Origin of the sequence: Methylobacterium currus, assembly GCF_003058325.1 — a bacterium.
Classification (GTDB): Bacteria; Pseudomonadota; Alphaproteobacteria; order Rhizobiales; family Beijerinckiaceae; genus Methylobacterium; species Methylobacterium currus.
This window is the reverse complement of record NZ_CP028843.1, coordinates 1,502,494-1,525,896: the sequence shown is the minus strand read 5'-3', so window position 1 is coordinate 1,525,896 and position 23,403 is coordinate 1,502,494. Positions and strand designations below refer to the sequence as shown.

The following is a 23,403-nucleotide window of genomic DNA, read 5'->3' as shown; positions in this document are numbered from 1 at the left end:
GCGGGATCGCCCTCTTGGGCGGATCGACCGCTTCGGCGGGATCGCCCTCTTGGGCCGGATCTACCTTCTTGGCCAAGTCCAGGACGGCGGGTCGTGGTCCGGCGCCAGGGTCTCGCCGAGGCGCTTCTCCAGGGTGATGCGGGACGCCCCCTCCCGCTCCAGGGCCGCCACCAGGGCGGCGGCATGCGACACCACCAGGATCTGCGTGCGCTCCGAGGCCCGGGCGATCAGCCCGGCGAGCGGCGCCAGCAGTTCGGCATGCAGGCTGGTCTCGGGCTCGTTGAGCACCATCAGGTCGGGAGGGCGCGGCGACAGCAGGGCCGCGGCGAGCAGGATGTAGCGCAGGGTCCCGTCCGAGAGCTCGGCCCCGCGTAAAGGACGCAGCAATCCGTGCTGACGGAGTTCGAGCGCGAAGTGGCCCTCGCTGCTCGCGACCGCGAGGGACGATCCCGGAAAGGCCTCGGCGATGGTCGCGTCGAGGGCATCCCGGTCGCCGATCTCCAGGATGGTCTGGATCGCCGCCGCCACGTCGGCGCCGCCGGCGGCGAGCACCGGCGTGCGGGTGCCGATCTGCGGCCGGCGGGCCGGCGCGTCCCGGTCGGTGCGGAAATGGTCGTAGAAGCGCCAGGCCCGCATCCGCTCGCGGAGCATCAGCACGTCGAGGGCCTCGCGGGGATCGGCGCCGTGGGTCATCAGGCTGTCGAAGGCGGGCAGGTCGCTAAGGGCCTCGATCCAGGTGCCGGTGCCGTCGCGCAGGCGCACCAGCGGCCCGCGGCGCTCGGCGAAGACGTTGGCCCGCCCGACGATCGGCCCGTTCCAGACGCTCTCCGCCTTGATTTCGGGATCGTGGGCGAAGAACGTGTCCTCGTAGGACGGCGCCGGCAGGCCGAGCGCGATGGCGTAGCCGACATCGTCGTCCGAGAAGCCGAGCTTCACCTCGACCGGATGGCGCCGTACCGTGCCCTCGACCCGGTGCGTGCCGTCGAGGACCCGGCGCCCGAACGTCTCCGGTCCCGCCCACAAGGCCGAGGCGAAGCCGCCTTCGTGCGCGAGCGACGGGATTGCCCGCCCTTGAGCGACCTCGGCGAGGAGCCGCAGGGCGCGGTAGAGGCTCGACTTGCCGCTGCCGTTCGCCCCCGTCACCACGGTCAGCCGGTCGAGGCCGAAGACGACGTCGCGGATCGAGCGGTAGCCGGAGATGGCGAGGCGGTGGATCGGCATGGAGTCTCGCCTGTTCCCTTGGGGAGCGATGCGCACGGGGCCGTGCAGCCGGGCCTTCGCAGGCCCGCCGCGCAAGGTCATGACATCTGACCGGGCGGCAGGTGGCAAGCGGACAGGGATCGCGTCAGTATTTCAAGCCCGTGTCGCAGAGCACGGTCACCGCGGTCGCGTCGGCGGGGAGGCGCCCGGAGCGCAGCAGCGCGGCGGCCGCGGCGACGTTGGCAGCGGCCGAGTAGCCGACATGCAGGCCCTCCTGCGTCGCGAGCGCCCGGCGCCAGCGTTCGACCTCCTGATCGGTCACGGCGAGGGACAGGTCCATCAGGCCCTCTGACCAGTGGGGAGGGACGCTCCCGTAGCTCGTGCCCTGGATGAGGTGGCGGGGTTTCGTCACCGCCAGCCCCGCCAGGGGCTGGCACCCGTCGGGCTCGACGGCGGCGCAGATCACGCGAGGATTGCGGGCGCGCAAGGCGGCGGCCACCCCGAGGAAGGTCGCCCCCGTCCCCACGGCGGCCAGCCAGGCATCGATCCGGCCGGAGGATTGCGCCCAGATTTCCGGCCCGGTCGTCTCCGCATGGGCGCGCACGCCGTCCGGAGCATGGAACTGGTCGACGTAGAAGCCTCCCCGCTCCGCCGCGAGGCGTCGGCCGCCGCATTCACGTCGGCGCCGGTGACCTGCCCGGGAGCACCGTCCACCTGGGCTACCAGCACGACCTCGGCCCCCAGGGCTTCCAGCATCCGCGCCCGCTGGGGACTGTTCCCGGACGACATCGTGACCACGAGCGGATGGCCCAAACCCGCGCAGGCCACGGCGAGGCCGGCGCCCATGTTGCCGCTGGTCATCTCCACGACGGGCGCACCCGGGGCCAGCCGCCCGTCCGCGCGCGCGGCGAGGATGATGGCGCGGGCCGCCCGATCCTTGACGCTCCCGCCGGGCTGCATGAACTCGGCCTTCGCCAGGATGCGGCCGGGTCCCCGGTGGACGCGGTCGAGGGCGAGCAGCGGCGTGTTGCCGATCAGGCCGAGGGCGGACGGCGTGACCGTCGCGGCCGGGGACGCTTGGCGTGGCGACGATGGATCCATCGCGCAACTCTAGCAGGCCCGTCGTTCCATCGGGAGAGGCGTGGTTCCGCCGAGGGACGGGAGGTCGACCAGGGTCCGCCCCTGGGATCGCCTCATCCTCCGGCATCGGCGGTTCCGGCCCTTCGACGCCCCCGGGACGGTGGGGGCGCCTCCGTCACGGGTTCGCGCACGAGTTCGCGCGGGACGCCCTACGCAACTCCCTTCAGCCGCCGCGCCGCGCCGAACCGGTTGAGGAAGCGGGGCTCCTTCTCCGGCGCGACCCGGACCACGAGGTGCATGGCGCCGGAGGCGTCCTCGCGGCGGTCCAGGACCTCGGCGTTCTCGTAGAGCCAGTGCAGCTCGGCGCCCTGCGCCGGCTCCAGGATCACCGCGAAGCTCGTGCGGGCGGCGGCGATCCGGGCCTCGATCCGGCTCATCAGGCGGTCGATGCCCTCGCCGGTCAGCGCCGAGAGCAGCACGGGCTTCGGCCCGTCCTTGCTCCCGTTCGGCCGGCTCAGGTTGAGCAGGCGCTCGCGCTCGGCGTCGTCGAGGAGGTCAGCCTTGTTCCAGACCTCGATGATGCGGTCGGCATCGGGCTCGATGCCGAGCTCGGCGAGCACCTCCGCCACGTCGGCGCCCTGCGCCTCCGCGTCCTCGTGGGCGATGTCGCGGACATGGAGCAGGATGTCGGCCTCGATCACGTCCTCCAGCGTCGCCCGGAAGGCGGCGATCAGCATGGTCGGCAGGTCGGAGATGAAGCCGACCGTGTCGGACAGGATCGCGGTCTCGCCGTGCGGCAGCTTGATCGCCCGGGCGGTCGGGTCGAGGGTCGCGAACAGCATGTTTTCCGCCAGGACCTCGGCCCGGGTCAGGCGGTTGAACAGGGTCGACTTGCCCGCATTGGTGTAGCCGACGAGCGCCACGATCGGGTACGGCACCCGGCGCCGCGAGCGGCGGTGCAGGCCGCGGGTGCGGGTGACGGTCTCGAGCTCGCGCTCGATCCGGGTCATCCGCTCCTGGATCATTCGCCGGTCGGCCTCGATCTGGGTCTCGCCCGGGCCGCCGAGGAAGCCGAAGCCGCCGCGCTGGCGCTCGAGGTGGGTCCAGGACCGCACCAGCCGGCTGCGCTGATAGGCGAGATGCGCGTGCTCGACCTGGAGCGTACCCTCGCGGGTCGAGGCGCGCCGGCCGAAGATCTCCAGGATCAGGCCGGTGCGGTCGATGACCTTGACGCCCCAGGCCTTCTCCAGGTTGCGCTGCTGCACCGGCGAGAGAGCGCAATCCATCACCACGAGGCGGATCCCGTCGGCCTCGATCCGCCCGGCGATCTCCTCCACCCGGCCCTTGCCGAGGAAGGTCGAGGGCCGGATCTGCTGGACGGTGACGAGGAGCTTGTCGGCCACGTCGAGCTCGATCGCGGCAGCGAGGCCCACCGCCTCGTCGAGGCGCGCGAGGGCTGGGCGGGGTTCGCCGCCGGCATCACGCCTTGTCTGGTAGGGGCCGATCACCAGCGTGCGGGTCTCGGCCGCGATCGCGGCCTCCGGCTCGGCCTGGCGCTGCAGGCGGATCTCGCCCGGTATCCGCGGTTCCATCGTGTCTCCGGCTGCTCCCGTATGGTCGGGAGTCCATCGGACAGAGGTTGGATGGCGGCTCGGGAGAATCAAGCGGCAGGGCGCGCCCGCGGCCGGGATTTGATGGCGTCGGCGAACGAAAAAACAGGCTGCGAAAAAACAGGCCGCCAAAAGACAGGCCGCCAAAAGACAGGCCGCCAAAAGACAGGCCGCATCGTGCGGCCTGGACACTGGCATGGGGACGACGGCACGGGCGCGTCCGCGGGGCGCACGGGCCCGCGGCTGAGTGCACCTCACGAAACTCCCGCTGCGCCGCCGCCACAGCGAGCGACGACGGTAATCGGGGGTTTTGTGAGAGACACTTAGTCGCGCAGGCTTGGCCGCGCGCCTCTTCCTTCGGGCGGGTTCAGGCCTTCTCGGCCCCCTCCTCGCCCTGCTCGAACAGCTGCACGGGATGGCCCGGCATGATCGTCGAGATCGCGTGCTTGTAGACGAGCTGCGAGTGGCCGTCGCGCCGCAGCAGCACGCAGAAGTTGTCGAACCAAGTCACGACACCCTGCAACTTCACGCCGTTGACCAGGAAGATCGTCAGCGGAATCTTGTTCTTGCGAACGTGGTTGAGGAAGGTGTCCTGCAGATTCTGAGCGCGTTCGCCCGCCATTCTTCTTGTCCTTTGAACCCGCTGCCAGTCCCGGTTGACGGGTCGGTCCGTGTTGTTGTGCTGCGGGAGGCGCGGCGCGCCGCCCGGGGAACCGGCCGCCCCATTACACGGTGAAGCTCGCCCGGGCGCAAGTGCAGACTGGCCGCAGGGGAAGTCCCCGGGCCGCCGAACCTGCCGCATCCGGCCGTGCCCGCGATCCTGTCGCGCTCCGGCCACAGGCCGCCCTAGCAGAAAGGCCCGAGCTTGGCACTCACAAATGTGCGGCCGGGCCGGTCCCGATCGCGGGTCTTCGTCCGGCGGGCGGTCGTCAGGCGCCGATGCCGAGGGACTTGAGCTTCCGGTGCAGGGCCGAGCGCTCCATGCCGATGAACTCGGCGGTGCGGGAGATGTTGCCGGAGAAGCGGGCGATCTGCGCCACCAGGTACTCGCGCTCGAAGATCTCGCGCGCCTCGCGGAGCGCCAGGCTCATCAGCTTCTCGCCGCCGGCGCCGCTCGGGGTGGTGGGCACGAGCGCCCCGACCTCGCTCGGCAGCATCTCGGTCGTGACCTCGGTCTCGGGGTCGCCCTGCGTCAGGATCATCAGCCGCTCGACGTTGTTGCGCAGCTGGCGGACGTTGCCGGGCCAGTCGTGCGACTGCAGCACCGCCATCGCGTCGGCGGCGATGCGCCGCTGCGGCAGGCCGGTGGCGGCCGAGATCTGCTCCATGAAGAACGCGATCAGCTCCGGCACGTCCTCGCGCCGCTCGGCGAGCGAGGGCACCCGGATCGGGACGACGCTCAGGCGGTGGAACAGGTCCTCGCGGAAGCGCCCGCCGGCGATCTCCTCGGCGAGGTCGCGCGACGAGGACGAGATGATCCGCACGTCGACATAAACCCTCGTGGTTCCGCCGACGCGCTGGAAGTTCTGGTCGACGAGGACCCGCAGGATGCGGTTCTGGGTCTCGCGCGGCATGTCCGCGACCTCGTCGATGTAGAGGCTGCCGCCATGCGCCTCCTCGAGCGCCCCGACCCGCCGTGGCTTGCCGTCCTGGGCCTCGACCCCGAACAGCTCGGCCTCCATCGTCTCGGGGGTGATCGTGGCGGCGTTGATCACCACGAAGGGGCCGTTCGCCCGCGACGAGGCGGCGTGGATGGTGCGGGCCGAGAGCTCCTTGCCGGAGCCCGGCGCGCCCGAGATCATCACCCGGGCATTGGTCGGGGCGACGCGCTCGACGGTCTGGCGCAGCTGGTTGGCCGCCACGGAGGCGCCGACGATGCGGCTCGCCTGGCCGGAGCGCGCCTTGAGGTCGCGCACCTCGCGCTTGAGGCGCGAGGCCTCCAGGGCCCGCTCGGCCACCAGGATCAGCCGGTCGGCCTTGAACGGCTTCTCGATGAAGTCGTAGGCGCCCGCCTTGATCGCCGAGACCGCGGTCTCGATGTTGCCGTGGCCCGAGATCATCACCACCGGCAGGTCCGGGGCCTGGGCCTTGATCACGTCGAGCACCTGCAGCCCGTCGAGGCGCGAGCCCTGGAGCCAGATGTCGAGGAAGACGAGGTGCGGCCGGCGCGCCTCGATCGCCGCCAGCGCCTCGTCGGAGGAGCCGGCGGTACGGGTGCGGTGGCCCTCGTCGTCGAGGATGCCGGCGACGAGCTCGCGGATGTCGGCCTCGTCATCGACGATCAGAATGTCGGCGCTCATGGCTTCAGGGCCTCCCCGCGATGCGGGTGGCAGGCCTGACGGCCCCGCGGCACCCCGTGCTGTGGCGAATGTGATGATGACGATGGCTGTACCGGCGGCGCCGGGTCCGGCAAGGGGCGGGCCGCCTCACGCCGCGGGCTCCGGGGAGATCTCCGGAGAGGTCTTCGGGCTCTCGGCCGGCCGTGCGGACCGGCTCGCGCCGCCCGGCGGCTCGTCGCGCCGCACCTCCCTGAGGACCCGCATGCGCACCTGCCCGCCGCGCCCGCGCGGGTTGTCGTTCAGCTCGATGCCGCCGCCGTGCTCTTCCAAGACCTTGCTCACGATCGCCAATCCGAGGCCCGTGCCCCCCTCGCGGGTGGTCATATAGGGTTCGAGCAGCCGCTGGCGCCCTTCCTGCGGGAATCCCTTGCCGGTATCGGTGATCTCGATCACCGCGGCCTCGCCCTCCTCGTAGAGGCGCACGGCGATCAGGCTCTCGCCCCGGACGTCCTCCGGCACCGCCTGCACCGCCTCGACGGCGTTCTTGAGGATGTTGGTGATCGCCTGCGACAGGAGCCGCGTGTCGAAGGCGGCGCTGATGCGGTTGATGCCCTCCTCCAGCGTGAAGGTCACGTCGGGATGGGCCACCCGCATCATGAACAGGTTCTGCTTGACGATCTCGGTCAGGTCGTTCCGGGCGATGGCCGGCTTGGGCATCCTGGCGAAGGACGAGAACTCGTCCACCATCCGCTTGATGTCGTCGACCTGGCGCACGATCGTGGCGACGCACTGCTCGAACACCTCCTTGTCGGCGGTGATGACACGCCCGTACTTGCGGCGGATACGCTCGGCGGAGAGCTGGATCGGGGTCAGGGGGTTCTTGATCTCGTGGGCGATGCGGCGGGCGACGTCGGCCCAGGCCGAGGTGCGCTGCGCGCTCACCAGGTCGGTGATGTCGTCGAGGGTGACGACGTAGCCGCGGTTGCCGTCCTGCGACTGCTCGCTCGTGGTGCGCACGTCGATGGTGCGCTCGCGGCCGTTGCGGGCGATCTGGATCTGCTGCTGGGTCGGGCGGGCGCGCGAATCCCCCGGCAGGGCGCCGAGCTCCGGCATCACCGCCTCCAGGGGCTGGCCGACGAGGTCGGCCGCAGCGCGCCCGAGCATCCGCTCGGCGGAGGGGTTGGCGATGGTGATGACCCCGCGCCCGTCGACGCCGATCACGCCCGCCGGCACCCCGGCCAGCACCGCCTCGGTGAAGCGGCGGCGGCTGTCGATCTGCTCGCTCTGCTCGATCAGGGTGGCACGCTGGCGGCTGAGCTCCTGGGTCATCTTGTTGAAGCTCTCGCCCAGGTGCTGCAGGTCGCCCTCCGTCTTCCGGAACGGGACCTGGGCGTAGTAGTTGCCCGACGCCACCTGGTCGGCGGCGTTGATCAGCCGGCGGATCGGCGCCACGAAGCGGTTGGCGAAGTTGAGCCCGAACCACACCGCCGAAAGCAGCGCGATCAGGGCGATCAGCGCGAACATCGTCGCGAAGGCGATCTGCACGCTGCGCCGCCCGGCATCGATGGTCAGGAACTCGGTCGCGGCGGCCCGCGACACCCCCGGGAACTCGACCGCGAGCCGCGTCACCTCGCGCTCGACCAAGAGGAAGGCATCGTCATAGGCCGGCAGCTTCATCAGCGTGCCGAAGACCCGTCCCTCCCGCGGCAGCAGGCAGGTGGCGTCGGCGGATTTCGCCGCCTCGTCGAAGTCGCTGGCCGAGGGCAGCGGCGGGTCCTTGAGGATGTCGATATTGGCCCGCGCCACGGTCTCGGTCGGCGAGCGCATGATCCGGGCGATCGGCAGGCCGAGCGAGGCGGCCCGCGCGGTGAGGAAGTTCTCGAACCAGGCCCGCTCGACGTCGAAGGCGGGGCGCGCCCGGGTGAGGTCGTCGGAGAGGATGCGGGCCTCGCGGGCGAGGCTCTGGCACTGGTTGGTCAGGTAGGCATCGGCCACGTCGACCGACATCAGCACGACGTTGCGCATCCGGTCGGAGAACCAGGGCGACAGGCCGCGCTCCAGGGTGATCGACGCCACCACGGCGAGCAGCACCGTCGGCAGGGTCGCGATCAGGCTGAACAGGCCGACGATGCGGGTGTGGAGCCGGGCCGCCGCCGCGTTGGTCCGCCGGGCGCGCAGGAAGACCCGCGCCTCCCAGGCGATGACCACGACGAGCAGCAGCACCAGGGCGACGTTGCTGAGCAGCAGCGCCACCACCACGGTGTGGGTCGGCGCGATCGCGGTGGCACCGACCAGGATCAGGAAGGTGGCGAGCGCCAGCGCCAGGGCGACGATGACCGCGAGTGCCCCGAACCAGCCCGGACCCCGCGGCGCGGCGTCCTGAGCCGGCCCGGGCGGGCCCGGCCTGGTCGTGTGGCCGGCCGCGCCGGAGGGGGGCGCTGGAGCCCGGGGGCGACGTGTGAACAGCATCCGTGGTGCAAGGCCACTACAGTGTGGCGAAATTAATACGGATGCGGGCGCGACGGCAATCGGGGCCGGCGGTCACGCCGTCCGGCCCGAGCGATGGAGCCCCGATCGGTGGCCCTTGATCCAGGCGATCCTTGGTCCAGGCGAGCTTTGGATCGGGCGACCTCCGGGTCGAGGCCTCAGGCGGCCTGGTTCGAGCGCGGGCGGCGGACCACCGGCTTCTGGCCGAGCCCGATGCTCTTGGCGAGCTCAGAGCGCTGGGCGGCATAGTTGGCGGCGACCATCGGATAGTCCGGCGGAAGGCCCCATTTCTGGCGGTACTGCTCGGGAGTGAGCCCGCGCCCGGCCAGGTGGCGCTTCAGCGTCCGGTACCGGCGCCCGTCCTCCAGGCTGATCAGGTAGTCGGGCGTGACGGTCTTCTTGATCGGCACCGGCGGCGTCAGCCGCTCGGGCTCCGCCGGGACGGCCGAGCCGAGCCGAGCCACCGCCTCATGGACGCTGCGGATCAGGCTCGACAGCTCGCCCACCGGCACGCTGTTGTTCGACACGTAGGCCGACACAATATCGGACACCAGGCCGATCATCTGAGGCGTTTCGACGTGGTCAGCTGAACTCATTGCGATCCTCGAGAAGTGCGGCCCCCGTCACAGGTGATGGATGTTACGCCAGTCTCCGTCAACCGCAAGGTCTCTCGATCAACACAAGAGTCGGCACTGCATTAGCTCTGTCCTGTTCCCCAAGGTCATGAAGATTGACCGATGCGGCGGATCGCGGTCTGGAGCAGCGTCCCCGGCGGAGCGCGGTCTGCGTGAAAAAATCCTTGTTGTTCATAGGCTTGCCGGAACAGTCGAGGCCCCCGGCAGGTCAATCGCGGGATGTTCGGCCCGTCGCGGTCATCACCTTATCATTGATATAATCAACGATCCGATACGCTGCAGGCCCTTCGAGCGGCCCGCTGAGATCCAATCCAGGCACCCACTGTGCGGGTGACGCGCAGCGCCATGATCGGTCGAGACCGTGATGCGGCGTCGGAAGATCGGCCTAGGTCACCCTGCCCCGTGATCGCGCCATGTCTTCGCAAGACGAGCCGTGATGTCCCCAGGTAAGGAGACATATTTTCTACTTGAGGTTGTGCGGCTTGACAACGCCAGCAACCGCTCTTCACTCAAGGATGTCGTTGTGAAAATGGGGCCGGAACCGCATCGGCGCCGGCGCCGGCGGGATCGTCCGGCGTTTCGGGCGGCGGAGGCGCGCGCGGCGGGCGAGACCAAAACGGGCCAGGGCGGCCCGTCTGCCCTCCGGTCTTGCCGGATTATCCTGGCCCGCCCCCTGGCCTGCCGGACAATGCGTCGCAATGCCGCAAGATGACGGACCCTTTGTCCACGGACGCGTCCGCCTCAGCGCGGGGTGCGAAAGACCTGGAGGTCGAGGTCGCGGACCTTCTTGCGCAGGGTGTTGCGGTTCACGCCCAGGAGCTCCGCGGCGCGGATCTGGTTGCCGCGGGTCGCCGCCAGCGCCGCGCCGATCAGCGGGCCCTCGATCTCGCGCAGGATGCGGTGATAGAGGCCGGGCGGCGGCAGGGTGTCCCGGTAGCCCGAAAAATACTCCGACAGGTGCCGCTCCACCGCCGCCGACAGGCCCTCGGATTCCGTCCCGCCCTTGCGCCCCGTTCCCCCCTGCGCGGGGGCGGCCAGCGGCAGGGTGTCGAGCTCGGCCTCGATCACCGGGCCGGTGATCGTCTCCTGCGGGTAGAGCGCCGCGAGGCGCCGCACCAGGTTCTCGAGTTCGCGCACGTTGCCGGGCCAGCGGTAGCGCTTGAGCTTCTCCATCGCGTCGCCGTCGAGCTGCTTGCGCGTCAGGCCCTCGCGCTCGACCAGCACGAAGAAGTGGCGCACCAGGTCCGGCACGTCCTCGGAGCGCTCGCGCAGCGCCGGCAGGCGCAACGGCACGACGTTGAGGCGGAAGAACAGGTCCTCGCGGAAGATGCCCTGCTGGATCGAGACCCGCAGGTCCTTGTTCGTCGCCGCGATGATGCGGACATTGGTCTTGATCGGCACGCGGCCGCCGACGGTGGTGTACTCGCCCTGCTGGAGGACGCGAAGCAACCGGGTCTGGGCCTCCATCGGCATGTCGCCGATCTCGTCGAGGAACAGCGTCCCGCCCTCGGCCTGCTCGAAGCGGCCGGCCGAACGGGCGGTGGCGCCGGTGAAGGCCCCCTTCTCGTGGCCGAACAGCTCGGATTCGATCAGGTCGCGGGGAATCGCCGCCATGTTGACCGGCACGAACGGCCCCGACCGGCGCCGGCCGTAATCGTGGAGCGCGCGCGCCACCAGCTCCTTGCCGGTGCCGGACTCACCCGTGATCATCACCGTCAGGTCGGTCGGCATCAGCCGGGCGAGCGAGCGGTAGATCTCCTGCATCGCCGGGGAGCGGCCGACGAGGGGAATGTCCTCGTTCTCGGGCGCGGCGCCGGGCGCCGCGCTGCCGCGCGGGCGCGACAGGGCGCGGCCGACGATCGCGGTCAGCTCCTTCAGGTCGAAGGGTTTGGGGAGATACTCGTAGGCGCCGCGCTCGGAGGCGCGGATCGCCGTCATGAAGGTGTTCTGCGCGCTCATCACGATGATCGGCAGGTCCGGCCGCACCCGCTTGATCCGCGGCAGGAGATCGAAGGCGTTCTCGTCGGGCATCACCACGTCGGTGATGACGAGGTCGCCCTCGCCCTGCGCCACCCAGCGCCACAGGGTGGCGGCGTTGCCGGTCGAGCGGACCTCGTAGCCGGCGCGCGACAGCGCCTGGTTGAGCACGGTGCGGATGGCGGCGTCGTCGTCCGCCACGATGATGTGTCCGTTCGGCATGCGCTCACTCGGTCTCGGCGGAGGATTCGCGCCCGTCGCGGGCGTGCGACATCGGCAGGAGGACGCGGAAGGTGGTGCGGCGGGGGGCGGGGTCGCACTCGACGATGCCGCCATGGTCGCCGACGATCTTGGCGACGAGCGCCAGGCCGAGGCCCGACCCTTGCGCCTTGGTGGTGACGAAGGGGTCGAACAGGTCCGGCAAGAGCTCGGCCGAGACGCCCGGGCCGTTGTCGCGCACCGCCACTTCGATCGGCAGGCTCACCCGCTCGCGCGAGCCCGGCACCTGGAGGCGCAGGCCGGTGCGGAAGGCGGTCGAGAGGATGATCTCGCCGTCGACCGCGTCGGCGCCGATCGCCTCGGCGGCGTTCTTGACGAGATTCAGGATGACCTGGATCAGCTGGTCGCGGTTGCCGAGCACCGGCGGCAGCGACGGGTCGTAGTTCTCGACGAAGCGGATGTGGCGGGCGAAGCCCGACTGGGCCGAGCGCTTCACCTGGTCGAGGACGCCGTGGACGTTGACCGGGCCGCGCTCGACCGGGCGCTCGTCGCCGAACAATTCCATCCGCTCGACGATGCGCACGATCCGGTCGGATTCGTCGCAGATCAGCCGGGTCAGCAGCCGGTCGTCCTCGGCGGCCGACTGCTCGAGGAGCTGGGCGGCGCCGCGGATGCCGGCGAGCGGGTTCTTGATCTCGTGGGCCAGCATCGCGCCGAGCGCCACCATCGAGCGGGCGGCGCCCCGGTGGGTGAGCTGGCGGTTCATCTTGTCGGCGATGGTGCGCTCCTGGAGCATCAGCACCACGAGGTCGTCGTCGAGATGGGTCGCGAACACGTCGACGCTGCGCTCGATGCCGGTGCGCGGCGAGGCCAGCTCGACCCTGTACTCGCTGACGCTGGCCCGGCGCCGCCGCACCTCGTTGACGAGGGCGATGATCGGCGAGGAGAACGGGATGATGTCGCGCAGGCGCTGGCGCTGCATCATCCGGCGCGAATAGTCGAAGAAGTGCTCCGCCGCCATGTTGACCTGGAGGATGCGCTCGTCCGGGCCGATGGTCAGGACGGGCAGCGGCAGAGCGTTGATGATCATCTCGCTCGTTGGGGCGCTCATGAGCGACGCCTTCCGGGTGCGGGCGGCAGGGGGTGCGGACGCATCGCTCATCCTCATGCGGCCTGATGCTGAGGCCGTGCGGCCTGCTGCTCGGGCCGTGCGGCCGGTGCCTCGAAGGCGCGCCGCAGGAGCCGCGCGGCCTCGTCCGGGTCGGTGGTGGTGAGAAGCCGGGTCCGCTCGGGGGCAGAGAGCCCCCCGGCATGGTCGGCATAGGCCGCCAGGTGCTTGCGGGCGTGGCGCACGCCCATCCGGGCGCCGTAGAGGGCGATGAGCCCGTCGTAATGCTCGGCCGCCAGCTCCGCCCGCGCCGCGGCGTCGGGCTCCGCGAGAGCCTCCCCGGCGAGCCCCGCCGCCACGGCGGCGACGAGCCAGGGCCGCCCGACCGCCGCCCGGCCGATCATCACGGCGTCGGCGCCGGATTCGCGCAGGCAGGCCCGGGCATCGTCGAGGCCGGCGATATCGCCGTTGGCGACGAGCGGGATCGTCACGGCCTCGCGCACCGCCCGGATCGCCGCCCAGTCGGCGCGGCCGGTATAGAATTGCTGCCTCGTGCGGCCATGCACCGTGACGGCGGCGTAGCCGAGCCGTTCGGCCCGCCGGGCGAGGTCCGGGGCGTTGCGGGTGGCGTCGTCCCAGCCGAGCCGCATCTTGACGGTGACCGGCACCGCCACCGCCTCGCGCACCGCGGCGAGCAGGCGCTCGGCATGGTCGAGGTCGCGCATCAGCGCCGAGCCGGCCTGTCCGCCGGTCACGGCCTTGGCCGGGCAGCCCATGTTGACGTCGATCGCGTCGGCCCCGTTGGCCTCGGCGAGGCGCGCGCCTTCCGCCATCCAGCGCGGGTCGCAGCCGGCGAGCTGCACCACATGGGGCAGCACGCCCTCCCCCTCGGCGCGCAGCCGCGCCTCCTCGGTGCCGCGGGCGAAATCCTCCGCCGCCACCATCTCGGACACGGTCGCGGTGGCGCCGAGCCGGCGGGCGATGCGGCGCATGTGCAGGTCGGTCACGCCCGAGAGCGGCGCCAGCAGGGCCCCGCGCGCCAGCAGGGCGCCGGCGGCGAGACGCCCGGTTGGCAGCGCTGCCGGCCCGGCCCCCGGTGCTGCGGCGCTCAAATAATGGTCAGTCGTCATTGTGCACAGCAAATAGCCAAAACCGGCTCGGACGCAAGCGCGTTCGGGGGGCGTTCCCCGAATTGCCCGCGAATTGACCGCCGGGTGACCCTCGTCGGGCCGGTGGCCCGTGTCGCGGTGGCGTTCCGCGCCGGCTCTCGCCCGGGCGCGGCAGGATAGCGGGGCCGCGCGGCGGAATGGAAGCGGTGTCGGCCAGGCTTTGCTGCGCTGCGGGATGAGCGCTGAGCGCGGGCAGAGGGGCGGCTGTCGCTTGCCTGCGCCGGCCGTCGATGACATGGCACATCCATGAATTGCAGAGAGATATTATGTATCGATCTCGAATTTCGAGGTCGATCGCGTCCCCTCTCCCGTGTGGAACAGGGTCAGGGGATCGAGGATCCGGCGTGAAGGTGGAGACGGCCCCGGGTTGAACCCTGAGCGTCCCGCTGCCGGCACGGCTCTCAGCGCTTCACACTGAAGCGCCACCCTGCGTGATCTTCGAATCGCCTGGGGAGGGGGTCTCGCGACGTCCTTGTATTGAGAGGATCGCGGATGGGGGTGTCGTCATGCGTCATGCGCAACCCCAGATCCCGGATCGCGCAAGCAGGCGGATGTGGCGCCGGAAGAACCTGCCCTCCCCTCCTTCCCACGCGGCACCGCCCTTCCCCTGGTGCATTTGCCTCGCTGGGCCGCCGCCGCTAAGGAGCGGGCATTCCGGGAGCGACCTCTTTGACACTTCCCCAGATCGCCGCGGTGGTCGTCGCCGCGGGGCGCGGCATCCGCGTCGGCGGCGACACGCCCAAGCAGTATCGCCGCGTCGGCGGCCAGGCGGTCCTGACCCGGACCCTGGCGGCTCTCGCGGCCCATCCGGGCATCACGCGGATCCAGGTGGTGATCGCCGCGGACGCCGCCGCCTTCTACGACGAATGCCTCGGCGACCTCGAACTGGGGGCACGGGCCAAGCTCGCCCGGCCGGCCGAGGGCGGCGCCACCCGCCAGGCCTCGGTCCGGGCCGGGCTCGAGGCGCTGGCCCGGGAGGGTGCGCCCGACCTGGTGCTGGTGCATGATGCCGCCCGCCCCTTCGTCGACGGGGCGCTCATCGACCGGGCGATCGCGGCGGCGGAAAGCCACGGCGCCGCCGTGCCCGGCGTGCCGGTGAGCGACACGATCAAGGTGGTCGAGCCGGACGGCCGGGTGCGCGAGACGCCGAAGCGGGAAGAGTTGCGCGCGGTGCAGACCCCGCAGGCGTTCCGCTTCGCCCTCCTCGCCGAGGCGCATGGGCGGGCCGCGGCGCAGGGGCACGACGGCTTCACCGATGACGGGGCGCTCGCCGAATGGGCCGGCCTGCCGGTGGCGGTCTTCCCCGGCGACCTGCGCAACCGCAAGATCACCCAGGCCGCCGACCTCATCGAGGCCGACCGCGCCTTCTTGCCGGAGCCTCGCTCCGGTCGCGAATCCGGGGATGATTCCGCCATGACCCTTCTGACCCGCCTCGGCACCGGCTTCGACGTGCACGCCTTCACGGAGGGCGACCACGTGTGGCTCGGCGGCGTGCGCATCCCGGCCGATCGCGGCGTGCTCGCCCATTCGGACGGCGACGTGGTGCTGCACGCCCTCACCGACGCGATCCTGGGCGCGCTCGCCGACGGCGATATCGGCGTCCACTTCCCGCCGAGCGATCCGCGCTGGCGCGGCGCCTCCTCCGACCAGTTCCTGGCCGACGCGGTGCGGCGGGTGACCGAGCGCGGTGGGGTGATCGATCACCTCGACATCACGGTCCTGGCCGAGGCGCCCCGCATCGGCGCCCATCGCGAGGCGATCCGCAGCCGGATCGCCGAGATCGCCGGGGTGCCGCTCTCGGCGGTCTCGATCAAGGCGACCACGACGGAGAAGCTCGGCTTCGTCGGCCGGGCCGAGGGCCTCGCCGCCCAGGCCGCCGCCACGATAAGGTTGCCCGCGGCGACCGTCCGGCTGCCGGAGGCGCGTCCGTGATGTTCGATGCCGCCCTCGTCACCCGCGCGAGCGTGCTGATCGCCGCCTATCGCGAGCGCCAGGCCCGCCTCGTCACCGCCGAATCCTGCACCGGCGGCCTCGTCGCCGCCCTGCTGACCGAGGTGGCGGGCTCCTCCCTGGTGCTGGAGCGCGGCTTCGTCACCTATTCCAACGAGGCGAAGGCCGAGATCCTCGGCGTCGACTTCAACCTCATCTCGGCCCATGGCGCGGTGAGCGAGCCGGTGGCCCGGGCGATGGCCGAAGGGGCGCTCGCCCATTCGCGGGCCGACGTGGCGCTCGCCATCACGGGCGTCGCGGGTCCGGGCGGCGCCACGCCGACGAAGCCCGTGGGCCTCGTCCATTTCGGCCTCGTCGCCGCCGGCCGGGCGACCCGGCACATCGAGCGCCGCTACGGCGATCTCGGCCGCTCCGAGGTCCGGCGTTGCGCCGTCGAGGACGCGCTCGGCTTCCTGGAGATGGCGCTCGAGAAGGTGTGAGGCGCGGGGCGGCGGTCGGTTCCTCGACCTCTCGCGACAACTTGCGGCCACGAGGTCCCGGTTCGCTGGGCGCGAACGTCGAAATGCGAGAGCCTGTCCGATAGGGCGGACCGACTTGTCACCCTCGGCGGTTATGGGTCCCGGGTTCCGCTTTCGCGGCCCCGGGATGACGCGGAGGGTGGCAATTCGGTTGGCTGACCCGACAATCTCCGAGACGGGTCGAGGGCTTCACACGTCGAGATTGGCCACGTTCAGGGCGTTCTCCTGGATGAACTCCCGGCGCGGCTCGACCACGTCGCCCATCAGCTTGACGAACAGGTCGTCGGCGTCGGTCGTGTCCTTGACCTTCACCTGGAGGAGCGAGCGCACGTCGCGGTCGAGGGTGGTCTCCCAGAGCTGCTGGGCGGTCATCTCGCCCAGCCCCTTGTAGCGCTGGAGCTGCAAGCCCTTGCGGCCGAGGGCCATCATGCCCTCGAACAGCGCGACCGGCCCGTGCAGCATCGTTTCGTCGCCCCGGCGCACCAGGGTGACGGGGGCGCCGTAGATCTCGCTCAGGTTCTCGGCCCGCTCGTCGAGGCGGCGCGCCTCCTGCGAGTGGATCAGCGCCTCGTCGAGCACCGCGACCTGGCGCACGCCGCGCAGGGTCCGCGACAGCACGTAGCCGCCGTCCTTGGCCTCGCCCTCCCAGCCCTGCTCGATCTCGTCCGCGATGGTGTTGAGGCGCCGGGCGATCTCGTCGGCCACCACCTCGGCCTCGTCCGGGTTGCCGGCCACCGACGGGCGCAGGGCGCCCGCGATCGCCGCCTGCTCGACCACGACGCGGTCGTAGCGCGAATGCATCCCGTGCAGGACCTGGCGCACGCCGCGCGCCTCGTCGACCAGGGCCTTGAGCTGCGGCCCGCCGAACTCGGTGCCGGTGGCGAGCTTGAGCACCGCCCCGTCGACGCCGCCGTCGATCAGGTAATCCTCCAGCGCCCGGTCGTCCTTGAGGTAGATCGAGGTCTTGCCCTTCTGGGCTTTGTAGAGCGGCGGCTGGGCGATGTAGAGGTGGCCGCGCTCGATCAGCTCCGGCATCTGGCGGAAGAAGAACGTCAGCAGCAGGGTGCGGATATGCGAGCCGTCGACATCCGCATCGGTCATGATGATGATGCGGTGGTAGCGCAGCTTGTCGGGATTGAAGGCGTGGGCGCCGTCCCGGCCGATCCCGGTGCCGAGCGCGGTGATCAGCGTGCCGATCTCCTGGCTCGACAGCATCTTGTCGAGCCGCGCCCGCTCGACGTTGAGGATCTTTCCGCGCAGCGGCAGCACCGCCTGGAAGGTGCGGTCGCGGCCCTGCTTGGCCGAGCCACCGGCCGAGTCGCCCTCGACCAGCAGGATCTCGCATTTCGACGGGTCGCGTTCCTGGCAATCCGCGAGCTTGCCGGGCAGCGAGGCGATGTCGAGCGCGCCCTTGCGGGTGGTGAGATCGCGCGCCTTGCGCGCCGCCTCCCGCGCCGCGGCGGCGAGCGCCACCTTCGCGGCGATGACCCGCGCCTCGTTCGGATGCTCCTCGAGCCAGGTGCCGAGCGTCGCGTTCATCACGCCCTCGACCGCCGGCCGCACCTCCGAGGAGACGAGCTTGTCCTTGGTCTGCGAGGAGAATTTCGGGTCGGGCACCTTCACCGAGACCACCGCGGTCAGCCCCTCGCGGCAATCCTCGCCGGTCAGCGCGACCTTCTCCTTCTTGGTCACCCCGCTCGCCTCGGCGTAGCCGGTGATCTGGCGGGTCAGCGCGGCCCGGAACCCGGCCAGGTGGGTGCCGCCGTCACGCTGCGGGATGTTGTTGGTGAAGCACAGCACGTTCTCGTGGAACGTGTCGTTCCACCACAAGGCGACCTCGACGCCGATGCCGTCGCGCTCCTGGCGCAGGACGATCGGCGCCTCGATCTGCGGCTCCTTCGCCCGGTCGAGGTAGCGCACGAAGGCTTCGACCCCGCCCTCGTAGACGAGCTCGTCGCGCTTGTGCTCGGCGTGGCGGGCATCCGTCAGAACGATGCGCACGCCGGAATTGAGGAAGGCGAGCTCGCGCAGGCGCTTCTCCAGCGTCGCGTAGTCGAACTCGATCATCGTGAAGGTGTCGGGCGAGGGCAGGAACGTCACCTCGGTGCCGCGGCGGTCGCCGGCCGGGCCGACGACGGCGAGCGGCGAGACCGCGTCGCCGTGGCGGAACTCCATCGCGTGCTCCTGGCCGGCGCGCCAGATGCGCAGGCGCAGCCAGGTCGAGAGGGCGTTCACCACCGAGACGCCGACGCCGTGCAGGCCGCCCGAGACCTTGTAGGAGTTCTGGTCGAACTTACCGCCGGCATGCAGCTGGGTCATGATGACCTCGGCCGCCGAGACGCCCTCCTCCGGGTGGATGTCGGTCGGGATGCCGCGGCCGTTGTCGGAGACCGTGCAGGAGCCGTCGGCGTTGAGGGTGACGGTGACGAGGGTCGCGTGGCCGGCCAGAGCCTCGTCGATGGCGTTGTCGACGACCTCGTACACCATGTGGTGCAGGCCCGAGCCGTCGTCGGTGTCGCCGATATACATGCCGGGCCGCTTGCGCACCGCGTCCAGGCCCTTGAGGACCTTGATCGAGTCGGCGCCGTAGGTGTCGGGGGTCAGATCGCGGGCGGGTTCGGCCATGTCGGTTCCTGGTGCGGGCGGGCGCGCGTCGCAGGGGCGCGGCCGGCGCCGGCGCCGATCTTGCGATTCGGCGCCGTCTGGGTCTCGTCGTGTCTCAAGGATCCCGGGCCGTGGCGGCCACGACCCCGTGCCTCCCTGATGTAAGCATTCCGCCTTGAAATTGCATCGGTTTTCGGCGCCGCAGGGGCACTTTTTCGGCGCCGCGGCGGGGGCTTTCCGGGGCCCGGCGGGGGTGGGCCGGACACCCCGTCCACCCCTGCCGGAAGATCACCGGGGTTACGTTTCGCCGCACCCCGTTAAGGATCCGCGAACGGGCCCTGTCAGCCCTTGAGCGAGCCCCGGCTCGCCTCCTCGAGCCGGGCCGCCGCCGCCGGGTCGAGGGCGAGGCGCACGCCGCCCAGGATCTCGTCGAGCTGCGCCACCGAGGTGGCGCTGGCGATCGGCGCGGTGAGGCCGGGCCGCGCCACGAGCCAGGCGATCGCGACCTGGGCCGGACTGGCGCCGTGATCGCGCGCCACCGCGTCGAGGAGGTCGAGGAAGGCGAGGCCGCGCGGGTTGAGGTAGCCCGAGACCCGGGCCTCCCGGGCGCGGCCCGACGCGGCGCCCGCCTGCCGGTACTTGCCGGTCAGGAAGCCCGCCGCGAGGGAGAAGTAGGAGATCACCCCGATTCCCTCCTCCCGGCACAGGGGCTCCAGCTCCGCCTCGTAGCCGGCCCGCTCGGCCAGGCTGTACTCGGGCTGAAGGCACTCGTAACGCGGCAGGCCCTCGCGGGCGGCCACAGCCAGCGCCTCGCGCAGGCGGGCGGCGGAATAGTTGGAGGCGCCGATCGCCCGCACCTTGCCGGCGCGGATCAGCCGGTCATAGGCCGCGAGCGTCTCCTCGAGCGGTGTCTCCGCGTCGTCGAGATGGGACTGGTAGAGGTCGATCCGGTCGGTCTGGAGGCGGCGCAGGGATTCCTCGACGGCCCGCTCGATGGAGGAGGCCTTCAGGCCCTTGCGGCCGTCTCCCATGTCCATGCCGACCTTGGTGGCGATGACCATGCGGTCGCGGGCCCGGCTCGCCTTGAGCCAGCGCCCGATCACGGATTCCGATTCGCCGCCCTGATGGCCCGGCGCCCAGCGCGAATAGACGTCGGCGGTGTCGATGAAGGTGAAGCCGGCCTCCAGCAGCCGGTCGAGCAGCGCAAAGGAGGTCGCCTCGTCGGCGGTCCAGCCGAAGACGTTGCCGCCGAAGCAGAAGGGCGGGACCGAGAGGCCGGAACGGCCCAGGGGACGCAGGTCCATGGCGGAATTTCCTACTGAATGAAGGGGTTCGACAGCCGCTCCTGGCCGATCGTGCCGGTCGGGCCGTGGCCGGGGATGAAGGCGACGTCGTCGCCGAGCGGCAGGAGCTTGGTCTTGATCGAGGCGATCAGGGTGCCGTGGTCGCCCCCCGGCAGGTCGGTGCGGCCGACCGAGCCCCGGAACAGCACGTCGCCGACCTGCGCGAAGCGGGCGTCCCGGCTCACCAGCACGACGCTGCCCGGGGAGTGGCCGGGACAGTGCAGCACGTCGAAGGTCAGCTCGCCGACCGTCACCGTGTCGCCCTCGTTCAGCCAGCGGTCGGGGGTGATCGCCTTCGCACCGCCGAGGCCGTAGGCCGCCCCGGTCTCGGGCAGGCTGTCGAGGAGCGGCTTGTCGGCGATGTGCGGCCCCTCGACCGGCACGTTCAGCGCGTCGCGCAGGTCGGCCGCGCCGCCGGCATGGTCGATATGGCCGTGGGTGAGCAGGATCTTCTCGACCGTGACCCCGGCCTTGGCGATCGCCGCCTGGATCCGGTCGAGATCGCCGCCCGGATCGATCACCGCGGCCCGCTTCGTCGCCTCGCACCACAGGAGGGTGCAGTTCTGCTGGAACGGCGTGACCGGGATGATCGCGGCGCGGGGCGTGCTCGGCATGGTCGGCCTTGGATGAGACGAAGGTGGCTCCTTGTAGCCCGGAAGCGGGCGGTGCGGCACCCCGGGGCCACCGCTCTCGCTCCAGCCACCAGTCCTCTCCCGCCACGAAGGCCCGCGGGCCCGGCCGCCCGTTCCGATGCAGCCTGCGCACCCCGGCGCCAGTCGCGGTCGCGGAACGCCTCCGTGAGGCGGGCGGCCTCCTCCGGCCGTCGGGCGCCCGTGCAGGGCACGAGGCTCGCCGGCGCCAGGACGCGGGCCGGCCACGCACCATCCCCGTCCGCGGGCGGGGCGCCCGCAATATGCCGCCCCCGCCCGGTTCCCGTCGCGCGATCGTGCGCGCCACCCCCTTGGCGGGCGGCCCGGCCTCGCGTTAACGTTGCGGCGTGCGGCGGGAGCCCCCCGCCCGGTGCGAGACGACCAGGCTTGATGCGACCGATCTGTCCGGTGCCCGTGCGGGCCGGACCGGGCGCCTGAGGACCGCCGACCCGACGGCCCGACACGCGGCCCGGCCAACCCGTCGCGGGTGCCTCCCCCCGGAGGAGACGCGATGACGAGTTCGCCCACATTCTCCCACGGCTTCGCCGCCGCCCGCCCCATCGTGCGGCGGATCGGCATCCAGGACCTCAAGACCGCCCTGTCGCGGGGCGTCGACGACTTCCTGGCGATGCCGACCCACGTGCTGTTCGTGGTGCTGATCTATCCCATCGCCGGCGTGCTGATCGCGGCGGCGACCTTCGAGCGCGACCTGATCCCGATCCTGTTCCCGCTCGCCGCCGGCTTCGCGCTGATCGGGCCCTTCGCGGCGCTCGGCCTCTACGAGCTGAGCCGGCGGCGGGAATGGGGCCTGTCCACCGCCTGGACCGACGCCTACGCACCCCTGCGCGGCCGCTCGGCCAAGGCCGTGACGGCGATCGGCGTGGTGCTGGCGCTGATCTTCCTCGCCTGGCTCTCCGCCGCCATGGGCCTGTACTGGGCGCTCTACGGCAGCGTCACCGAGCCCTCGCTGCTCGCCTTCCTGGACGACGTGCTGACCACGCCGCGGGGCTGGGGCCTGATCCTCGCCGGCAACCTCGTGGGTGCGGCCTTCTCGCTCCTGGCGCTCGCCGTGAGCGCGGTCTCGATCCCGCTCATCATCGACAAGGATGCGGATGCCGGCACCGCGATCGAGACCTCGATGGCGCTGATGCGCGAGAACCCCGGCACGATGCTCGCCTGGGGCGCCATCGTGGCGGGGATGCTCGTCATCGGCATGCTGTCGCTGTTCGTCGGGCTCGCCGTGGTGCTGCCGGTGCTCGGCCACGCCACCTGGCACCTCTACCGCCGGGCGGTGGCGTGACGGTTGCTCCGTCAGCGTAGCGGTCACTCCGTGATCGCCGCGTAGGTGAGCACCCGCAGCTCGCGCCGGATCGGCCAGGTCGAGGACGGCATGAGCTGCGTCAGCAGGATCACGAACAGGTCCTCGGCCGGGTCGATCCAGAACGCCGTCGAGGCCGCCCCGCCCCAGGCGACCTCGCCCGGGGTGCCGAGGATCTGCGCCTTGGCCGGGTCGAGCATCACCGAGAAGCCGAGGCCGAAGCCGATGCCGCTGTAGCTCGATTCCGAGAAGCGCGGCTGGCCCATATCGGCGAGGTCGCCGCGCAGGTGGTTGGCGGTCATCAGCGCCACGGTCTTGCGGCCGAGGAGCCGCACGCCGTCGAGCGCCCCGCCCCCGAGGATGAAGCGGCAGAACCGGGCGTAGTCGGACGCCGTCGAGACGAGGCCGCCGCCGCCCGACGGCACGGTGCGGGGACGGGCGTAGCGGCCCTCGCGGGCGTCGTCGATCAGGGTCAGGCGGCCGCCCTCGCCGAGCGCGTAGTTCGAGGCGAAGCGGGCGATCTTCTCCGGCGGAACGTGGAAGTCGGTATCGACCATGCCGAGCGGCCGGATGATCCGCTCGCGCAGGAAGGCGTCGAAGGGCTGGCCAGAGATCACCGCCACGAGGTGGCCGAGCACGTCGGTGGCGATGCTGTAGTTCCACTCCGCCCCCGGCTGGGCGAGCAGCGGCAGGCGTGAGGCCTTCGCCACCACCTCGGCGAGCGAGGTCTCGGCGGTCTGGAAATCGACGCCCTCCTCCCGGTACATCCGGTCGACCAGGGTCGCGTCCATGAAGCCGTAGGAGAGGCCCGAGGTGTGGGTGAGGAGATCGCGAAACGTGATGTCGCGCTCCGCCGGCACGGTCTCGGGCTTGGCGCGGCTGCCGCCGACGAGCACCCGCATGTCGCGGAACTCGGGCAGGAAGCGGGTGATGGGGTCGTCGAGCTGAAACAGGCCTTCCTCGTACAGCATCAGGATCGCCACCGAGGTCAGCGGCTTCGTCATCGAGTAGATGCGCACGATGGTGTCGTGCTCCATCGGCAGGCCGCGGGCGAGGTCGCGCAGGCCCTCCTGGCGGGAAAACACCACTTGGCCGCGCCGGGCCACGGTCACCGACAGGCCCGGCAGCTTGCCGGCCGCGACGTAGCCCCGCATCCACGGGACGATCCGCTCCAGCCGCTCCGACGAGAGGCCGACGGCCTCCGGGTTTCCGATCTCAGCCTGCACGCCGTGCCTCCTGGTCGTGGGGGAAGGCGC

Annotated in this window: 17 protein-coding genes and 1 pseudogene; 3 read left to right on the top strand and 15 right to left on the bottom strand. The window is 71.3% G+C overall.

The features are described 5' to 3' along the window. Positions 1 to 60 precede the first annotated feature (60 nt). The 11 genes and pseudogenes from DA075_RS06980 to dusB all read right to left on the bottom strand — a co-directional run bounded on the left by DA075_RS06980 (position 61) and on the right by dusB (position 13,725). Positions 61 to 1,221, bottom strand: a complete 1,161-nt coding sequence (locus DA075_RS06980) for an AAA family ATPase (protein ID WP_099952590.1) — start codon at positions 1,219 to 1,221, stop codon at positions 61 to 63. Positions 1,222 to 1,345: 124 nt separating this feature from the next. After that, on the bottom strand, positions 1,346 to 2,023 hold the full coding sequence (locus DA075_RS06975; RefSeq protein WP_276330933.1) for a pyridoxal-phosphate dependent enzyme: 678 nt from the start codon (positions 2,021 to 2,023) through the stop codon (positions 1,346 to 1,348). Further along, positions 1,957 to 2,301, bottom strand: a pseudogene (locus tag DA075_RS38095) (pyridoxal-phosphate dependent enzyme); the annotation flags it as partial. The gene DA075_RS06975 and the pseudogene DA075_RS38095, both read right to left, overlap by 67 nt. Positions 2,302 to 2,489: 188 nt before the next feature. Next, positions 2,490 to 3,872 carry a GTPase HflX gene (hflX, locus tag DA075_RS06970; protein WP_099952589.1) on the bottom strand — a complete coding sequence of 461 codons (1,383 nt, stop codon included), beginning with the start codon at positions 3,870 to 3,872 and terminating at the stop codon, positions 2,490 to 2,492. A 385-nt stretch (positions 3,873 to 4,257) separates the two neighbouring features. Next, complete coding sequence (hfq, locus tag DA075_RS06965; protein ID WP_048429571.1) at positions 4,258 to 4,512, bottom strand: RNA chaperone Hfq; 255 nt, start codon at positions 4,510 to 4,512, stop codon at positions 4,258 to 4,260. A 307-nt stretch (positions 4,513 to 4,819) separates the two neighbouring features. Beyond that, entirely contained in the window at positions 4,820 to 6,190 is a 1,371-nt protein-coding gene (gene ntrX / locus DA075_RS06960; RefSeq protein ID WP_099952588.1) for a nitrogen assimilation response regulator NtrX, read from the bottom strand. A gap of 126 nt (positions 6,191 to 6,316) precedes the next feature. Continuing rightward, entirely contained in the window at positions 6,317 to 8,638 is a 2,322-nt protein-coding gene (locus DA075_RS06955; protein WP_099952587.1) for a sensor histidine kinase NtrY-like, read from the bottom strand. A 176-nt stretch (positions 8,639 to 8,814) separates the two neighbouring features. Further along, entirely contained in the window at positions 8,815 to 9,252 is a 438-nt protein-coding gene (locus DA075_RS06950) for a Ros/MucR family transcriptional regulator (protein WP_099952586.1), read from the bottom strand. A 780-nt stretch (positions 9,253 to 10,032) separates the two neighbouring features. Next, a complete protein-coding gene (gene ntrC, locus DA075_RS06945; RefSeq protein WP_099952585.1) occupies positions 10,033 to 11,490 on the bottom strand; it encodes a nitrogen regulation protein NR(I) in 1,458 nt (485 codons plus the stop codon). A gap of 4 nt (positions 11,491 to 11,494) precedes the next feature. Further along, positions 11,495 to 12,655, bottom strand: coding sequence for a two-component system sensor histidine kinase NtrB (locus DA075_RS06940; protein WP_414468057.1), 1,161 nt, complete (start codon positions 12,653 to 12,655; stop codon positions 11,495 to 11,497). Beyond that, positions 12,652 to 13,725: a tRNA dihydrouridine synthase DusB gene (gene dusB / locus DA075_RS06935; protein WP_099952584.1), complete on the bottom strand. Its 1,074-nt coding sequence runs from the start codon at positions 13,723 to 13,725 to the stop codon at positions 12,652 to 12,654. The genes DA075_RS06940 and dusB overlap by 4 nt, the downstream gene beginning before the upstream one ends. A gap of 708 nt (positions 13,726 to 14,433) precedes the next feature. Here dusB and DA075_RS06930 point away from each other — a divergent pair. Both DA075_RS06930 and DA075_RS06925 read left to right on the top strand, forming a co-directional pair. Beyond that, positions 14,434 to 15,696, top strand: coding sequence for a bifunctional 2-C-methyl-D-erythritol 4-phosphate cytidylyltransferase/2-C-methyl-D-erythritol 2,4-cyclodiphosphate synthase (locus DA075_RS06930; RefSeq protein WP_414468058.1), 1,263 nt, complete (start codon positions 14,434 to 14,436; stop codon positions 15,694 to 15,696). Next, positions 15,693 to 16,193: a CinA family protein gene (locus tag DA075_RS06925; RefSeq protein WP_099952583.1), complete on the top strand. Its 501-nt coding sequence runs from the start codon at positions 15,693 to 15,695 to the stop codon at positions 16,191 to 16,193. Before DA075_RS06930 ends, DA075_RS06925 begins: the two co-directional genes overlap by 4 nt. A 228-nt stretch (positions 16,194 to 16,421) precedes the next feature. Here the strand turns inward: DA075_RS06925 and gyrB are convergent, their stop codons facing one another. The 3 genes from gyrB to DA075_RS06910 form a co-directional block, all read right to left on the bottom strand. After that, positions 16,422 to 18,857, bottom strand: coding sequence for a DNA topoisomerase (ATP-hydrolyzing) subunit B (gene gyrB / locus DA075_RS06920; RefSeq protein WP_099952582.1), 2,436 nt, complete (start codon positions 18,855 to 18,857; stop codon positions 16,422 to 16,424). A 320-nt stretch (positions 18,858 to 19,177) separates the two neighbouring features. Then, a complete protein-coding gene (locus tag DA075_RS06915) occupies positions 19,178 to 20,140 on the bottom strand; it encodes an aldo/keto reductase (protein ID WP_099952581.1) in 963 nt (320 codons plus the stop codon). An 11-nt stretch (positions 20,141 to 20,151) separates the two neighbouring features. Then, positions 20,152 to 20,793, bottom strand: coding sequence for an MBL fold metallo-hydrolase (locus tag DA075_RS06910; protein WP_099952580.1), 642 nt, complete (start codon positions 20,791 to 20,793; stop codon positions 20,152 to 20,154). Between the two features lie 547 nt (positions 20,794 to 21,340). On the opposite strand from DA075_RS06910, the gene DA075_RS06905 reads away from it, so the two are divergent. Beyond that, the gene (locus tag DA075_RS06905; protein ID WP_099952579.1) at positions 21,341 to 22,129 is read left to right on the top strand and encodes a DUF2189 domain-containing protein; all 789 of its coding nucleotides are present in this window, start codon (positions 21,341 to 21,343) and stop codon (positions 22,127 to 22,129) included. A gap of 23 nt (positions 22,130 to 22,152) precedes the next feature. On the opposite strand, the gene DA075_RS06900 is transcribed toward DA075_RS06905, so the two are convergent. Continuing rightward, positions 22,153 to 23,373: a serine hydrolase domain-containing protein gene (locus tag DA075_RS06900; protein ID WP_164712232.1), complete on the bottom strand. Its 1,221-nt coding sequence runs from the start codon at positions 23,371 to 23,373 to the stop codon at positions 22,153 to 22,155. Positions 23,374 to 23,403: the final 30 nt, after the last annotated feature.

Excerpts from the sequence above, each read along its gene's own strand:
- ntrX (WP_099952588.1), bottom strand. The coding sequence starts at position 6,190 with ATGAGCGCCGACATTCTGATCGTCGATGACGAGGCCGACATCCGCGAG.
- ntrC (WP_099952585.1), bottom strand. The coding sequence starts at position 11,490 with ATGCCGAACGGACACATCATCGTGGCGGACGACGACGCCGCCATCCGC.
- DA075_RS06955 (WP_099952587.1), bottom strand. The coding sequence starts at position 8,638 with ATGCTGTTCACACGTCGCCCCCGGGCTCCAGCGCCCCCCTCCGGCGCG.
- hfq (WP_048429571.1), bottom strand. The coding sequence starts at position 4,512 with ATGGCGGGCGAACGCGCTCAGAATCTGCAGGACACCTTCCTCAACCAC.
- gyrB (WP_099952582.1), bottom strand. The coding sequence starts at position 18,857 with ATGGCCGAACCCGCCCGCGATCTGACCCCCGACACCTACGGCGCCGAC.
- DA075_RS06910 (WP_099952580.1), bottom strand. The coding sequence starts at position 20,793 with ATGCCGAGCACGCCCCGCGCCGCGATCATCCCGGTCACGCCGTTCCAG.
- DA075_RS06915 (WP_099952581.1), bottom strand. The coding sequence starts at position 20,140 with ATGGACCTGCGTCCCCTGGGCCGTTCCGGCCTCTCGGTCCCGCCCTTC.
- DA075_RS06980 (WP_099952590.1), bottom strand. The coding sequence starts at position 1,221 with ATGCCGATCCACCGCCTCGCCATCTCCGGCTACCGCTCGATCCGCGAC.
- dusB (WP_099952584.1), bottom strand. The coding sequence starts at position 13,725 with ATGACGACTGACCATTATTTGAGCGCCGCAGCACCGGGGGCCGGGCCG.
- hflX (WP_099952589.1), bottom strand. The coding sequence starts at position 3,872 with ATGGAACCGCGGATACCGGGCGAGATCCGCCTGCAGCGCCAGGCCGAG.
- DA075_RS06940 (WP_414468057.1), bottom strand. The coding sequence starts at position 12,655 with ATGAGGATGAGCGATGCGTCCGCACCCCCTGCCGCCCGCACCCGGAAG.
- DA075_RS06950 (WP_099952586.1), bottom strand. The coding sequence starts at position 9,252 with ATGAGTTCAGCTGACCACGTCGAAACGCCTCAGATGATCGGCCTGGTG.
- DA075_RS06905 (WP_099952579.1), top strand. The coding sequence starts at position 21,341 with ATGACGAGTTCGCCCACATTCTCCCACGGCTTCGCCGCCGCCCGCCCC.